The sequence below is a fragment of the Okibacterium sp. AC114 genome (assembly GCF_979253355.1).
The window spans coordinates 566,101-578,945 of record NZ_CEEDBR010000001.1; the positions used below are offsets into that span (position 1 = coordinate 566,101).

General features: G+C 65.9%; 17 protein-coding genes. 9 read left to right on the plus strand and 8 right to left on the minus strand.

Features of this window, described 5'->3' with window-relative positions; genetic code table 11:
* Positions 1-60: 60 nt before the first annotated feature.
* Both ACZ6IE_RS02790 and upp read right to left on the minus strand, forming a co-directional pair.
* Entirely contained in the window at positions 61-804 is a 744-nt protein-coding gene (locus ACZ6IE_RS02790; protein WP_464606684.1) for a winged helix-turn-helix domain-containing protein, read from the minus strand.
* 549 nt (positions 805-1,353) lie between these two features.
* A complete protein-coding gene (gene upp / locus ACZ6IE_RS02795; protein WP_077054090.1) occupies positions 1,354-1,986 on the minus strand; it encodes a uracil phosphoribosyltransferase in 633 nt (210 codons plus the stop codon).
* A 74-nt stretch (positions 1,987-2,060) separates the two neighbouring features.
* Between upp and tadA the strand changes: the two genes are divergently transcribed.
* Positions 2,061-2,489 (plus strand): tRNA adenosine(34) deaminase TadA, encoded by a 429-nt coding sequence (tadA, locus tag ACZ6IE_RS02800; RefSeq protein ID WP_464608576.1) that lies wholly within the window; start codon positions 2,061-2,063, stop codon positions 2,487-2,489.
* A 139-nt stretch (positions 2,490-2,628) separates the two neighbouring features.
* Here the strand turns inward: tadA and ACZ6IE_RS02805 are convergent, their stop codons facing one another.
* Positions 2,629-3,588 carry a cation diffusion facilitator family transporter gene (locus tag ACZ6IE_RS02805; RefSeq protein ID WP_464606685.1) on the minus strand — a complete coding sequence of 320 codons (960 nt, stop codon included), beginning with the start codon at positions 3,586-3,588 and terminating at the stop codon, positions 2,629-2,631.
* A 25-nt stretch (positions 3,589-3,613) separates the two neighbouring features.
* The gene (locus ACZ6IE_RS02810) at positions 3,614-4,687 is read right to left on the minus strand and encodes an N-acetylglucosamine kinase (protein ID WP_464606686.1); all 1,074 of its coding nucleotides are present in this window, start codon (positions 4,685-4,687) and stop codon (positions 3,614-3,616) included.
* Positions 4,688-4,722: 35 nt separating this feature from the next.
* Between ACZ6IE_RS02810 and proC the strand changes: the two genes are divergently transcribed.
* Positions 4,723-5,559 carry a pyrroline-5-carboxylate reductase gene (proC, locus tag ACZ6IE_RS02815; protein WP_464606687.1) on the plus strand — a complete coding sequence of 279 codons (837 nt, stop codon included), beginning with the start codon at positions 4,723-4,725 and terminating at the stop codon, positions 5,557-5,559.
* On the opposite strand, the gene ACZ6IE_RS02820 is transcribed toward proC, so the two are convergent.
* Positions 5,556-6,227: a potassium channel family protein gene (locus tag ACZ6IE_RS02820; RefSeq protein WP_077054085.1), complete on the minus strand. Its 672-nt coding sequence runs from the start codon at positions 6,225-6,227 to the stop codon at positions 5,556-5,558. The two genes, proC and ACZ6IE_RS02820, sit on opposite strands and share 4 nt — an antisense overlap.
* Complete coding sequence (locus tag ACZ6IE_RS02825; protein WP_464606688.1) at positions 6,220-7,662, minus strand: TrkH family potassium uptake protein; 1,443 nt, start codon at positions 7,660-7,662, stop codon at positions 6,220-6,222. The genes ACZ6IE_RS02820 and ACZ6IE_RS02825 overlap by 8 nt, the downstream gene beginning before the upstream one ends.
* Before the next feature lie 78 nt (positions 7,663-7,740).
* On the opposite strand from ACZ6IE_RS02825, the gene ACZ6IE_RS02830 reads away from it, so the two are divergent.
* From ACZ6IE_RS02830 to ACZ6IE_RS02840, 3 genes are all read left to right on the plus strand, one after another.
* Entirely contained in the window at positions 7,741-8,178 is a 438-nt protein-coding gene (locus ACZ6IE_RS02830) for an ArsR/SmtB family transcription factor (protein WP_464606689.1), read from the plus strand.
* Between the two features lie 119 nt (positions 8,179-8,297).
* Entirely contained in the window at positions 8,298-8,396 is a 99-nt protein-coding gene (locus ACZ6IE_RS02835; protein ID WP_003792170.1) for a 30S ribosomal protein bS22, read from the plus strand.
* A gap of 127 nt (positions 8,397-8,523) precedes the next feature.
* Positions 8,524-8,961, plus strand: coding sequence for a hypothetical protein (locus ACZ6IE_RS02840; protein ID WP_464606690.1), 438 nt, complete (start codon positions 8,524-8,526; stop codon positions 8,959-8,961).
* A 25-nt stretch (positions 8,962-8,986) separates the two neighbouring features.
* Here ACZ6IE_RS02840 and ACZ6IE_RS02845 read toward each other — a convergent pair whose 3' ends face one another.
* Positions 8,987-9,304 carry a helix-turn-helix domain-containing protein gene (locus tag ACZ6IE_RS02845; protein ID WP_464606691.1) on the minus strand — a complete coding sequence of 106 codons (318 nt, stop codon included), beginning with the start codon at positions 9,302-9,304 and terminating at the stop codon, positions 8,987-8,989.
* Positions 9,305-9,441: 137 nt separating this feature from the next.
* Here ACZ6IE_RS02845 and ACZ6IE_RS02850 point away from each other — a divergent pair, with 137 nt between their 5' ends.
* Both ACZ6IE_RS02850 and ACZ6IE_RS02855 read left to right on the plus strand, forming a co-directional pair.
* Positions 9,442-9,696 carry a glutaredoxin family protein gene (locus tag ACZ6IE_RS02850; protein WP_464606692.1) on the plus strand — a complete coding sequence of 85 codons (255 nt, stop codon included), beginning with the start codon at positions 9,442-9,444 and terminating at the stop codon, positions 9,694-9,696.
* On the plus strand, positions 9,693-10,007 hold the full coding sequence (locus ACZ6IE_RS02855) for a Dabb family protein (protein WP_464606693.1): 315 nt from the start codon (positions 9,693-9,695) through the stop codon (positions 10,005-10,007). Before ACZ6IE_RS02850 ends, ACZ6IE_RS02855 begins: the two co-directional genes overlap by 4 nt.
* 115 nt (positions 10,008-10,122) lie before the next feature.
* Here the strand turns inward: ACZ6IE_RS02855 and aspS are convergent, their stop codons facing one another.
* Complete coding sequence (gene aspS, locus ACZ6IE_RS02860) at positions 10,123-11,463, minus strand: aspartate--tRNA(Asn) ligase (protein WP_464606694.1); 1,341 nt, start codon at positions 11,461-11,463, stop codon at positions 10,123-10,125.
* Between the two features lie 58 nt (positions 11,464-11,521).
* Here aspS and ACZ6IE_RS02865 point away from each other — a divergent pair, with 58 nt between their 5' ends.
* Together ACZ6IE_RS02865 and ACZ6IE_RS02870 are read left to right on the plus strand one after the other, a co-directional pair.
* The gene (locus tag ACZ6IE_RS02865; protein ID WP_464606695.1) at positions 11,522-12,163 is read left to right on the plus strand and encodes a histidine phosphatase family protein; all 642 of its coding nucleotides are present in this window, start codon (positions 11,522-11,524) and stop codon (positions 12,161-12,163) included.
* Positions 12,160-12,837, plus strand: coding sequence for a TlpA family protein disulfide reductase (locus ACZ6IE_RS02870; protein ID WP_464606696.1), 678 nt, complete (start codon positions 12,160-12,162; stop codon positions 12,835-12,837). Before ACZ6IE_RS02865 ends, ACZ6IE_RS02870 begins: the two co-directional genes overlap by 4 nt.
* Positions 12,838-12,845: the final 8 nt, after the last annotated feature.

Genomic DNA, 12,845 nt, shown 5'->3' on the forward strand with positions numbered 1-12,845 from the left:
CCGCTAGTTATCAAACCGTTATTTTCGCTGAGAGTTTGCCGCGTTGACCTTGGATTCTGCCTAGAAGAGGTCGGGCGACGGCGTGGATGCGTGGCGGATCGACACGTCCGCGTGGCGGTCGAAGCGGTAACCCACGCCTCGCACGGTGCGGACGATGTCCTCGTAGCGGTCGAGCTTGGCGCGCAGGCGACGGATGTGCACATCGATCGTGCGCTCGTTCGGGGCATCCTCGTCGTCACCGGCCTGCCAGAGGGCGGTGATCAGCTCGGCGCGTTCGATCGTGCGGCCCTCGCGCAGCACGAGGTACTGCAGCAGCTCGAATTCCTTGTAGGTGAGCCCGACCGATTCGTTGTCGAGGATCAGGCGCTTGCGCGAGATGTCGATGACGACACCGGATGCCGCGCGGTCGAGGTCTTCTTCGACGGGGACGTCGCGGCGCTTGGCCAGCGCCGACGGCTCCTGTAGCGCCAGGCGGACGACATCGACGTCGCGGCCGCCTGCTCCTTCGGGAGCGAGAGCGACAGAGGCGTAGCTCTCGGCGCCGGGGGCGAGTTCACCGAGGAGGTTCTTCACGGCCTCGACGATCTGGCCGAGGCTGGTGCCGGCGGCGAGGGCCTTCGCTTCGTCGAGACCGACGTAGAGGGCGAAACCGCGGGCTTCGGTGCCGTTCGGCACGGCGCGCAGGCGACCGGCGGTGGGACCGGCGGCGGGCTGCGGCGCGGTCGGCGCGGCCTGAACGGGAGTAGGGACCGGAGCTGAGGCGGCCTGGCGGGGGAGCGTTGCGGGAACGGTGGCGAGAGACATGGGGAAGATCCTTCGATGATGATGCGAAGAGAACCCTGGGGGAGGCGCGGTCAGAATGAGCGCGGCTTCACCGGATGAGGGTCAGAGTGTGGTGCCGTTGGGGGCGAGAATCGGATGCAGGATGCGGCATCCGTGAGACGTTGCGTGTGAGCGGGGCGAGAAGCCCGATTGACTCAGAACGGCGGGTGCGGGTGGCACCGTTGCGAAATGCAGTGCGTTCTACGCTGTGTCTCGGCGAGGGGTCGTCAGATTAGCGACACATTCGACAACACATGACTGCGCTGCTGCCGGCCATCATCATGCCGGCAGTCCCAAGAGCCTCAATGGAGGTCAGGGGGCGTGCGATTTCAGTCATGGGTTGATTCAACCCGAAGGTGTCGCTTTGTGTCAAGTCGTGACCGTTTGTGGCGATTAGTTGCGCGCGGTGAAAAATTATTGCGTTGGGGGATGCAGCTGCGCACGGCATACAAGCGCGAGAGGCGCCATCCGCTCTTCGGATGACGCCTCTGGAAACGCTGCAGCGGCACGAAGCCGCGATATCGGGGCTGGCTAGACCAGACCATACAGGCGGTCGCCTGCGTCACCCAGCCCGGGCACGATGTAGCCGTTCTCGTCGAGACGCTCGTCCATCGCCCCCAGCACGATGGTGACATCGCGCCCCTCGGTCGCCTTCTCGAGCGCAGCGATGCCCTCGGGAGCCGCGAGCAGGCAGATGGCCGTGACGTCGACGGCACCTCGCTGGAACAGGAAGTCGATGGCCGCCCCGAGCGAACCGCCGGTGGCGAGCATGGGGTCGAGCACGAAGCATTGACGGTCGCTCAGATCGTCGGGCAGGCGCTCGGCGTAGGTGGTGGGCTCGAGCGTCTCTTCATTGCGCACCATGCCGAGGAATCCGACTTCGGCGGTGGGCAGGAGCTTGACCATGCCCTCGAGCATTCCGAGGCCGGCGCGCAGGATGGGCACGACCAGGGGGCGGGGCTGGCTGATGGCGAGACCCGTCGTGGTCGTCACGGGCGTCTTCACCTCGACCTCTTCGACGCGCACGCCGCGGGTGGCCTCATAGGCAAGCAGGGTGACGAGTTCTTCCGTCAGCGCGCGGAAGACCGGCGACGGCGTGTTCTCGTCACGGAGCACCGTGAGCTTGTGGGTGATCAGGGGGTGGTCGGCTACGTGCACTCGCATAGGCTTCAATCTATCCGTTCTCGGGAAGGACAGTCGACGTGCCACCAGAAGTGCCGGAACGCTACCGACGCTGGATGCTCGACGCCCTCGCCCTGAGCGCCCGCACGGCCGAGTCGGGCGATGTTCCCGTCGGGGCGCTCCTCTTCGACGGCGACGGCACACTCGTCGCCACCGGAATCAACGAACGCGAGCTGCTGCACGACCCCACCGGCCACGCCGAGATCGTCGCGATCCGGCGCGCGGCGGCTGCACGCCAGGACTGGCACCTGACGGATTGCACGCTCGTCGTGACACTCGAACCCTGTGTCATGTGCGCGGGCGCGATCGTCGCGGCGCGTGTCGGCACCGTCGTGTTCGGCGCCTGGGACGACAAGGCCGGCGGTGCGGGATCGGTCTACGACATCGTGCGCGATCGCCGACTCAATCACCGCGTCGAGGTCTACGCCGGCGTCGAGGCCGAGGCGTGTAGTCGCGCCCTCACGGCGTTCTTCCGGGAGAAGTAGCGCCACAGCATCACGGCGCTTCCGCAACACAGCGCTTCGAGCCTCGGCGGGTCACTGTGTCGATGCGACGGGATCAGCGACAGCGGCAGCGACCGCGCCTCAGCGCGTCAGTGCTTCGGTTCGACCACGCCTCAGCGCGTCAGTGCTTCGGTTCGACCGCGCCCGCAGAGTTCTTGAGGGCCGCCTTCTCGGCGCTGAAGACATCGGGTTCGAGGTAGATCACCCGGGCGACCGGCACGGCGGCACGGATGCGCGCTTCGACATCGTCGATGGCCTCGGCCACCGTTCCGAGCGGGCGGTCGGCGTCGAACGCGATCTTCGCCGCCACGAGCAGTTCGTCGGGCCCGAGGTAGAGCGTCTTCATGTGAATGAGCGAGTGGATGGCCGGGCTGGAGGAGATGGCGGCGGCGATGGCCTCGGCATCCGCATCGTTGGCGCCCTCGCCCACCAGCAGGCTCTTCGTCTCGATGCCCAGAATGACGGCGACGGCGATCAGCAACACACCGATCGCGAGGGTGCCGATGGCGTCCCACATGCCGTCACCCGTGATCACCGTGAGGCCGACTCCGAACAGGGCGAGCACGAGGCCGAGCAGAGCGGCGATGTCCTCGAGCAACACGACGGGCAGCTCGGGCGCCTTGGCGTGGCGAATGAACTTGACCCACGACTGCTTGCCCCGCACGTGGTTCGACTCCTTCACGGCGGTGCGGAGAGAGAAGCTCTCGAGGCCGATGGCGATCACGAGCACGAGCACCGGGATCCACCAGTTCTCGAGCGGGTGCGGATCGTGCAGCTTCTCGTAGCCCTCGTAGAGCGAGAACACGCCACCCACGCTGAACAGGATGATCGCGACGACGAACGCATAGACGTAGCGCTCGCGGCCGTAGCCGAAGGGATGCTCGCTATCGGCGCGCTTCTTGGCCTTGCGACCGCCGAGCAGCAGCAGCAGCTGGTTGCCCGAATCGGCGAGCGAGTGAACGCCCTCCGCCAGCATCGACGACGAACCCGAGAGGGCCCACGCGATGAACTTGGTCACCGCGATGCCTAGGTTCGCGCTGAATGCCGCGATGATCGCCTTGTTGCCGCCAGATGCGCTCACAGATGTCCCCTTTGCCGGAATGGAATCATCGTACGGGGTCGGCGGGCCCGATATGAGCCGTGTGGATGAGTGCGTGCAACGGATGGCCGCCCGCGACGTCGAGCAGCGTGCTGACACCGTCGAGCGGTCCTCCGAACGGATGCTCGAGCGTAAGGCCACCCGTGCGTGCGGCGAGTTGCTCGTCGACGTGGGCGCGCAGCACCGCGGAGTACGTGAGCAGCGACCCGACCCAACTGGCTCGGGCGGGGGAGCCCGGCATCCAGCCCGTGCGTGCCAGCGCGCTCGCGCCCGAGACCGCGAGTTCTTCGGCGGCGCCCCGCGTGATTCCGAGTGCCACCGCATCACCGGCCGCAGCCGCCTCCACGACCGTGCGGGCGAAGGACGCGACGAGTGAGACCCGACGTGTGTCGCCCTGCAGGCGCATGTACATCTCGTCTTCGGTGCCGAACAGGTCGACGGCGGGCGCACTGAGCGCTGTCTCCGGTCCGCGCCCGTCGTGGGCACGCATCACGGCGTCGAGCCCCGCGCGGCCGAGCCAGAAACCGCTGCCCGCGTCGCCCAGCAGATAGCCCCAGCCATCCACCTTCGCCGTGCGCGTGTCGGATGCGGCGAGTGTGACGCTGCCCGTTCCGATCGCCAGGACCACGCCTGAGGCGGTGCCGTTGGCGGCCAGATAACCCGTGACCGAGTCGTGCGCCAGCGCCACGCGGTCGACACCGACGGAGCGCGTGTGCCGCAGGAGTTCGTCGGGCTTCGCGCCAGCGGGCGTAAGGCCGGAAAGACCGACCGCGACCTCGTCGATGCAGATGCCGTCACCGCGGGGCGAGGTGCCCGTGCGCGCCGCATGTGCGTCTAGCGCGGCACCCCCGCCCGCCGCGGCCACGGATCGAGTAACCGCGGCAGAGGCGGCGAAGGCCACGACGCGCTCGGCGACCTGATCGACCACCGATCGGTCGGTGAGCACCCCGGGCTCGTCGAGTTCGGCGAGAACCTTCGACGTGGCGGGCCCGTCGCTCCCTCCCGAAGCTTCTTCGGTGAGCCGCAGGCGGATGCCCGTCTGGCCGCCGTCGATGGCGAGCCGGTGTCGAATGTGCGTCATGGAGCGCGCTACCCCTCGGTGCATAGGATGGCCGAATGACCACGACAACTCTGCCATCAATCGCCATCCTGGGTGCCGGATCTTTGGGATCGGCCATCCTTAACGGTCTCGTGTCGCCCGACGTGCGGGTCGAGGGAGGCATCGTCGTGACGAACCGCAGCGTGGCAAAGGCCCGGGCGCTCGACGCGCTCGAGGGCGTGCGTTCGGAGGCGTTGGAGGAGGAGCCCGGGGCCAATCGCCGGGCGGCGGCTGCGGCATCCATCGTCGTCATCGGCGTCAAACCGGGCATGGTCGTCGACCTGCTGCACGAGATTAGGGATGACCTCACGCCGGGCACCATCGTCGTGAGCGTCGCCGCGGGCGTGACCATCGAGACCTTCGAGGCCAACCTGCCCGAGGGTGTCGCCGTCATCCGCTCGATGCCCAACACGCCGGCCCTGGTCGGACGGGCCGTCACGGGTATCTCGCCGGGGACCCGCAGCACACCCGAGCAGCTGGCCCTCACGCGCGAACTGTTCGAGACCGTCGGGGAAGTGCTCGAGGTGCCCGAAGATCAGATCGACGCTCTGAGCACCATCTCGGGCTCGGGCCCCGCCTACGTGTTCCTCATGATGGAGGAGCTGACCAAGACCGCCATCGCGAAGGGGTTCACTCCCGACGAGGCCCGCACCATGGTCGAGGGCACATTCCGCGGGGCCACCGAGTTGCTGCACGAATCGGGTCAGACGCCCGAGGAGCTGCGCCGACAGGTGACGAGCCCCAAGGGCACGACCGAACGCGCCATCGCCGTGATGCAGCAGGCCGATTTCGCCGCCATTTTCGACGAGGCGACGGATGCCGCTCTCGCCCGGGCCCGCGAGCTCGCCGGCTAGTTGCCGAGCGCCGCGAAGCGCTCGATATCGGCGGACGTGCCCGACACGATGATGAGGTCGTGGTTCGACACGACGGTGTCGGCCGTGGCGTAGGTGAACGGTTTGCCGGGCGACTTCACGCCGACGACCGTGACGTTGTGCTTGGTGCGCACGCCAGATTCGGTCAGGTTCAGGCCGCGGATGGGCTTGGGCGGGTACATCTTGACGAGCGCGAAATCGTCGTCGAACTGGATGAAGTCCAGCATGCGGCCGGACACCAGGTGGGCGACGCGCTCGCCGGCTTCTGCCTCGGGGTAGATCACGTGGTTGGCGCCGACACGGGCCAAGATCTTGCCGTGCGACTGCGAAACCGCCTTGGCCCAGATTTGCGGAATCTTCAGGTCGACGAGGTTGGCGGTGATGAGCACGCTGGCCTCGATCGACGAGCCGACCGCCACCACGGCGATCGAGAAATCGGTGGCGCCGATCTGCTTGAGGGCTTCGATGTTGCGGGCATCGGCCTGCACGGTGTGCGTGACGCGCTCCGACCACTTCTGTACGAGGTCGGCGTTGTCGTCGATTGCCAGCACCTCGCGGTCGAGCCGGTCGAGCTCTCCGGCGCAGGCTGCACCGAACCGCCCGAGCCCGATCACGAGCACCGGGGCGTTGTGTTTGATGCGATCAACCAACGATGGGCCTTTCCTCGGGGCGCCGGAACAGTTGCGCGTTCTGGCTGGCCGCGACGGCCGCGGCGAGTGTCACTGTACCAATGCGCCCCATGAACATGGTCGCCGCCATCACATACTTGCCTGAATCGGGGAGCTGATCGGTGAGACCCGTCGAGAGACCCGTCGTGGCGAATGCCGAAATGACGTCGAAGAGCACATGGTCGAGGGGCGCTTTGGTGATCTGCAGGATGACGATCGACGATACCGCCACGATAGTCGCGCCCCACAGCACGACGCTGAGCGCCACCTTCACGACGTCCTGGGGGATGCGTCGACCGAAAGCCTCCATATCGGGGCGCCCCCGCGCCTCGGCGAGGGCCGCCAAGAACAGCACGGCGAGGGTCGTCACCTTGATGCCACCGGCCGTCGACGCCGAACCGCCGCCGATGAACATGAGCATGTCGGCGACCAGCAGGCTCGAGCCGTTGAGGTCGGCGATCGAGATCGTCGAGAAACCGCCTGATCGCGTCATCATCGAGAGGAACAGCGATTGGAACGCCGTATCGCTGGCGTTCAAGCTGCCGAAAGTCTTCGGATTGTTGAATTCGAGAATCACGAACGCCACGGCCCCGGCCACGAAGAGGATCACAGTCGTGAGCAGCGTGAGCTTCACGTGCAGCGACCAGCGGCGCGGCTTGAAGAACGAGCGGCTGAGGGCGTAGATGACGGGAAAACCGATGGCGCCGAGGAAGACGCCGATCATCAGGATGCTGAGGAACCAATAGTCGTTCGCGAAGCGTTCGAGCCCCTCGGCGTTCGGCGTGAACCCGGTGTTGGTGAAGGCCATGGCGGAGTAGTAGAAGCTGTTCCACAGCGCATCCCAGGCGGGAATGCCATCGATCAACATGCGCGGGAAGAGCAGTGCCGCGATGACCGCCTCGATGACGAGAGCCGAGATGGCGACCGTGAGCAACATGCTGCCGATTTCGCCGAGGCGCACGGCCTGGCCCTCGGCCACAGGGCCGTGGTGCACGCGCAACGGGTTGCTGTCGCTCGCCGCGATGAGCTTGGCGCGCAACCCGAGCTTGCGCGAAATGACGAGACCCAGGATGGAAGCGAGCGTCAGCACGCCCAGGGCGCCGATCTGCACGCCGATAAACACGAAAATGTGCCCGACCAGCGACCAGTGCGTCGCCATGTCGACGACCGAGAGGCCCGTCACGCAGATGACCGAGACGGCCGTGAAAAGCGAATCAGCGAGGGGCGTGATGGTGCCGGCGCTCGAGGCGATGGGCAACGAGAACAGCAGCGTGAAGACGAGGATGAGCGCCGTGAAGATGAGGAGCGCGAAGCGAGAGGGAGAACGCCCGGTGAAGTCGCTGATGCGGTCACGCACCGTGCGCACGCTGAGGCGCGGGGGCCGGTGGACGACGTTCCGTGAGGAGCTCGCGGGCATTCTCAGCTCCTTGTTGTTCGTTCGTGTCGAATGCTGGATGTCATGGTACTCCGTCTCCGGAGTCACTACCCTGGGTGGATGGCCGACATTTTTGACGTGGTTGCGGATGCCACCCGACGCGACATCCTCCAAGTCCTTCTCGAGCGGCACCCGGCCGACGACGAGACAGCCGGCGGAACCTCCGTGTCCGAGATCGTGTCGACGCTCGGTCTCAGCCAGCCGACCGTGTCGAAGCACCTCAAGGTTTTGCGCGAGGCGGGCCTCGTGACCGTCCGCGAAGAAGGCCAGCACCGTTTCTATCGGCTCGAATACACGCCGCTCGAGCAGATCGAAGACTGGCTGATACCGTTCCTCAGCATCGACTTCGACGCGGCATCGCTCATGTCGCAGTCGACCGGCGGTCCACTGCCGGACCAGGCTCGTGCCGTGGCCGACACGGTCGGAAAAGTTGCCGCGGATGCCACGCACGCCGTCACGTCGGCGGTGCAGGCTGTCACGCGCAAACTCCGTCCGTGACGGTCACTCGCCCCGTCGAGTCGCGCTTTGCCGTGGTCATCAGGTAGACTCCACGGAGGCATTTTTACTGCCAGTCGTCGCATCCGCGGCCATACCCAATCTTTCTATGTGAGGTCTCAGTGGGTTCTGTCATCAAGAAGCGCCGCAAGCGCATGGCGAAGAAGAAGCACCGCAAATTGCTTCGTAAGACTCGTCACCAGCGTCGCAACAAGAAGTAGTTGTAACGCAGCTGCGAAGCGTCAGTCCTTGTGACTGGCGCTTTTTGGCGTTCGGGCGCCGGTGTCGGGGGTTCGCCTTAGTGTTCATCGGGACGGGAAATCGTCGAACCGACTCGGGGGCACAACCATGACGCACGCCGTGCACTACACCGCCACGATCGACTTGGCGCGGCCGTTTCCGCCGCGTGCCACATCGCGAGGTGCCTGCTCGGTCGGTGCCGACTCGGTGGGTGCCGACTCGTTCGGTGCCGACTCGTTCGGTGCCGAACCATTCGGTGCCGAACCATTCGGTGAAGCTCGGCCCGTCGCCTATCGCATGCCCTTCGAGGTCGAACGTTTCGGGTCTGAGCGCATCGAGTTGCGCAATGCGAGCCGCGACGTGCTTCGGTGGATCACCATCGATCTCATGGGCCCGGGCCACTTCGTCGCACACACTCCGGCAAAGCTCGAACCCGGTCAGGCGCTAGCGGTGTGGTTGTTCGGCGACGATCTCGCGCGCCAAACGAAGGTGCAGGTCTCCTGGTTCCACGATGGCGTGCAATACCTGTGGCTGGTGTCTCTGTAGCGACGCTCGGTGCTATTCAGCGTCGCTATTCAGCGTCGCGGTGCCGGCTTCGCTCTTCGCGTTCGCGAATCAGATCGTTGGCTGTGAGCTTGTGCCGCGGCCGTGGATACATGTCGGCCGTGAGGCCGGTGACGAAAACCTTGGGGTCGGCATCCATCGCGCTCGCCAGGCGAACGAGCGTTTCGACGCTCGGGTGAACTTGCCCGCGCTCGATCTTGCCGATGTTGGTCCAATGCACGCCTGCGAGGGCCCCCAGGTCTTCGAGTGTGAGGGAGCGTTGATTCCGAGCCTCACGAATACGCGCGCCCAAGACGTGGGCGGCTTCGGAGTGGAACGCGGACATAGTCCCATGATGGTCTCTCATACGAAAATAACACAGAGAGCGCGCGCATTATGTTTATAAACATAAATACTCTAGAGCCTGTGCGCATGTAATGTTCGGAGGCTGCCGCCGGATCGGTCTCGGATTAGGCTGAGGGGGTGACGACGACCCTCACTCTCATCAGCAAGCCCGATTGCCACCTGTGTGACGATGCGCGAGCCGTCATCGACCAGGTCACGGCACCCCTCGGCGATGACGCTCCCCTGCGCGAAGAGCTCTCCATTCTCGACGATCCGGCTCTGTTCGATCGCTACTGGGAGGAGATCCCCGTGGTGCTCATCAACGGGAAAGTCCACAATTACTGGCGCATCGACCCGGCGCGCCTCGCCCGAGCACTGGAGGAAGCCCGATGACCATCCGCCACATCGTGACCTGGAAGCTCGGTGCGCCGAGCGTCGAGCAGAAGGCCGAAGACGCCACCCGCATTCGCGAGGAGCTGACTGCCCTCGTGCCGCAGCTCGGCGACATCATCGACAGCCTCGAGGTCGGCATCGATCTGCACGACACCCCGGGCAACTGGGATGTCGTGCTTGTCTCCGAGTTCGCCGATGCCGCAAACCTGCAGGCCTACCAGGTCCACCCGGCACATCAGGCAGCGGCTGCCGTCATCCGTTCGCTCGTCACCGAGCGTTCAGCGATCGACTACACGCTGCCCGCGCACTGAGTCGACGCGCGGCGCGCCACGAACCTGCGCGGCCTTCGGCACGCGTGACAGAGGCGGAGGGAGCAACGCTCTCCTCCGCCTCTGGCGTTTGTCGTATGGGCGGGTGCCCGGCTCGCTACGGCGCGAGACGCGTCGGGCCGCGGAACAGGTAGGTAACCTCGCGGATCGACGTCTCGTGCAGCATCAGCATGAGCACGCGCGCGAGACCCATGCCGAAGCCGCCGTGCGGAGGGACGCCGTAGCGGAAGAAGTCGAGGTAGAACTCGAGCTCCTCAGGCTCGAGGCCCTTCTCCTTGGCCTGCTCGATGAGCACGTCGACGCGGTGTTCGCGCTGAGCGCCCGTCGAGATCTCGACGCCGTTGAAGATGAGGTCGTAGCTCTTGGTGAGCGAGCCGTCTTCGTCGTTGCGCATGTGATAGAACGGCCGGATGCTCGAGGCATAGTCGGTGAGGAACACGAACTCGTGCCCGAACTCCTCTTTCACATAGGCGGCGATCTGGCGCTCGCCCTCGGGGTCCATGTCGTCGTCGGCGCGGGGCACCTCATAGCCGCGCTCGGCGACGATGCGCTTCGCTTCGGCGAGGGGGATGCGGGGGAACGGCGTCGATGGCACGGTGACCTCGAGTCCGAAGAGTTCGCGGATCGCGTCGCCGTGCTTCTCGGCGACCGCGGTGAAGCCGGCGACGATGAGGTCTTCGTGCAGCTTCATGACGTCTTCGTGGCTGTCGATCCAGCTGATCTCGGAGTCGATGCTCGTGAACTCGGTCGCGTGACGCGATGTGAATGACGGGTCGGCGCGGAACGCGGGGCCGACCTCGAAGACCTTGCCGAAACCGGCCGGCTGCGCCATCTGCTTGAAGAACTGCGGGCTCTGCGCCAGGTAGGCCTTGGTGTCGAAGTACTCGACCTCGAATAGCTCGGCGCGCGACTCGCTGGCGCTCGCCATGAGCTTGGGGGTGTGGATCTCGATGAAGTCGTTGTCGATCCAGTACTGACGCAGGGCGTGCTCGAACGTGGTCTGGATGCGGAAGATGAGGTTCTGCTTGGGCTGACGCAGGTCGATGAAGCGCCAGTCCATGCGCTTGTCGAGCGAGGAGTCGGCGGCGATGGGGGTTTCGGGGATGGCGTGGCTGACGACATCCATCGTGGCGAGTTTGACCTCGAGGCCGCCGAGCTTCACGCGCTCGTCGTGCTTGAGCGTGCCCGTGACCGTGATGAAGGAGCCCTGGCTGAGGCCCGAGATGGATTCGGTCGTGGCGACGCGCTCGGCCGAGGAGGCGTCGTCTTCGGCGACCTCGCGGGTGGCCGGGTTGACGATCTGCACGGCGCCCGATTCGTCGCGCAGCACGACGAACTGCACCTTCTTCTGGTCGCGAACGGTATCGACCCATCCGGACACCGTGACGGGGCCTTCGGGCAGGGTGGACAGGTCTTTGATGAGTACTCGTTCGTTCACGAGGACCAAGCCTACCGGTGTGGCGTATTCCCAGCCGAGTCGAACGTAGACTTGCCAGGTGGGAGCTAGCCAGATTCATCTCGTTCGACATGGTGAGGTGTACAACCCCTCGGGTGTGTTGTACGGCCGCATCCCCGGTTTCCGACTCTCCGAACGTGGTGAGCTCATGGCCCGGAGTGCCGCCGACGACATCGTCGCCCGCGAGCGTCCGATCGCCCGGGTGTACGCATCGCCCCTGCAGCGCGCCCAAGAGTCCGCTGCACCCATCGCCGAACTCACGGGCCTCGACATCCGCACCGAAGCGCGCATCATCGAGCCGACCAACCACTTCGAGGGCAAGGTCATGTCGCGCGCGCTGCGCAACCCGCTCAACTGGCCCGTGCTGCGCGCGCCGTCGGTGCCGAGCTGGGGCGAGCCCTACCTTTCCATCGCCGACCGCATGGTGCGCGCGATGGAAGATGCGTGGAACGAGGTGGCGGATGGCGAGGGTGACGTCGTCATGGTCAGCCACCAGTTGCCCATCTGGACCACCCACCGTTTCATCGCGGGCGAGCAGCTGGCGCACGATCCGCGCCGTCGCCGCTGCGATCTGTCCAGCATCACTTCGTTCGAACGCGTGGGGGATTCGTTCATCGAGGTCGGTTATTCGAACCCCGCGGCCGGACTGGCCGCCGGGGCCATCGACGTAGGAGCAGTATGACCCGCGCACGTTCGACGTCCTCACCTGTCACGACCTCGGTCGCAGCAGGCGCACCCAGCGGTTCCCTCGCCCCGCAGCGCCCGCGCCGCCGGTTCGCAACCGTCGCCCTGGCCGTCTCGATCGCCGCCACCCTCGGCCTAGCGGGCTGCTCTGCCGACCCGCTGGCCGCTCAATACAAAGAGGGCAGCGACAAGGGCTACATCGCGGGCGACGGCAGCGTCACCACCATCCCCGTCGACGAGCGCGGCGAGAAGATCTCGTTCTCGGGCATCGACGAGAGCGGCGAGACCATCGATTCGGCCGATCTCGCGGGCCAGGTCACGGTCGTGAACTTCTGGTACGCGGGGTGTGCCCCCTGTCGCGCCGAGGCGCCGCAGCTGCAAGAGCTGAACGAGAAGTACGAGGGCAAGGGTGCGAGCTTCGTGGGCGTCAACGTCTACGACCAGGCCGAGACCGCCACCTCGTTCAACAAGACCTACGGCATCACCTACCCCTCGATCCTCGACGTCGACTCGGGTTCGGTGAAGCTGGCCTTCACGGGTTCCGTGCCGCCGAAGGCCGTGCCCACCACGATCGTCCTCGACAAAGAGGGACGCGTGGCGAGTCGAATCCTGGGCCAGCTGCCCGCCGAGTCGATCCTCGACACGCTGGTGCGCGAAACGATAGCCGAATGACCGGGCCC

Bases quoted from the DNA above. Each gene is read 5' to 3' on its own strand.
- ACZ6IE_RS02790 (WP_464606684.1), bottom strand. From the start codon at position 804: ATGTCTCTCGCCACCGTTCCCGCAACGCTCCCCCGCCAGGCCGCCTCA.
- upp (WP_077054090.1), bottom strand. From the start codon at position 1,986: ATGCGAGTGCACGTAGCCGACCACCCCCTGATCACCCACAAGCTCACG.
- tadA (WP_464608576.1), top strand. From the start codon at position 2,061: ATGCTCGACGCCCTCGCCCTGAGCGCCCGCACGGCCGAGTCGGGCGAT.
- ACZ6IE_RS02810 (WP_464606686.1), bottom strand. From the start codon at position 4,687: ATGACGCACATTCGACACCGGCTCGCCATCGACGGCGGCCAGACGGGC.
- proC (WP_464606687.1), top strand. From the start codon at position 4,723: ATGACCACGACAACTCTGCCATCAATCGCCATCCTGGGTGCCGGATCT.
- ACZ6IE_RS02825 (WP_464606688.1), bottom strand. From the start codon at position 7,662: ATGCCCGCGAGCTCCTCACGGAACGTCGTCCACCGGCCCCCGCGCCTC.
- ACZ6IE_RS02830 (WP_464606689.1), top strand. From the start codon at position 7,741: ATGGCCGACATTTTTGACGTGGTTGCGGATGCCACCCGACGCGACATC.
- ACZ6IE_RS02840 (WP_464606690.1), top strand. From the start codon at position 8,524: ATGACGCACGCCGTGCACTACACCGCCACGATCGACTTGGCGCGGCCG.
- ACZ6IE_RS02845 (WP_464606691.1), bottom strand. From the start codon at position 9,304: ATGTCCGCGTTCCACTCCGAAGCCGCCCACGTCTTGGGCGCGCGTATT.
- ACZ6IE_RS02855 (WP_464606693.1), top strand. From the start codon at position 9,693: ATGACCATCCGCCACATCGTGACCTGGAAGCTCGGTGCGCCGAGCGTC.
- ACZ6IE_RS02870 (WP_464606696.1), top strand. From the start codon at position 12,160: ATGACCCGCGCACGTTCGACGTCCTCACCTGTCACGACCTCGGTCGCA.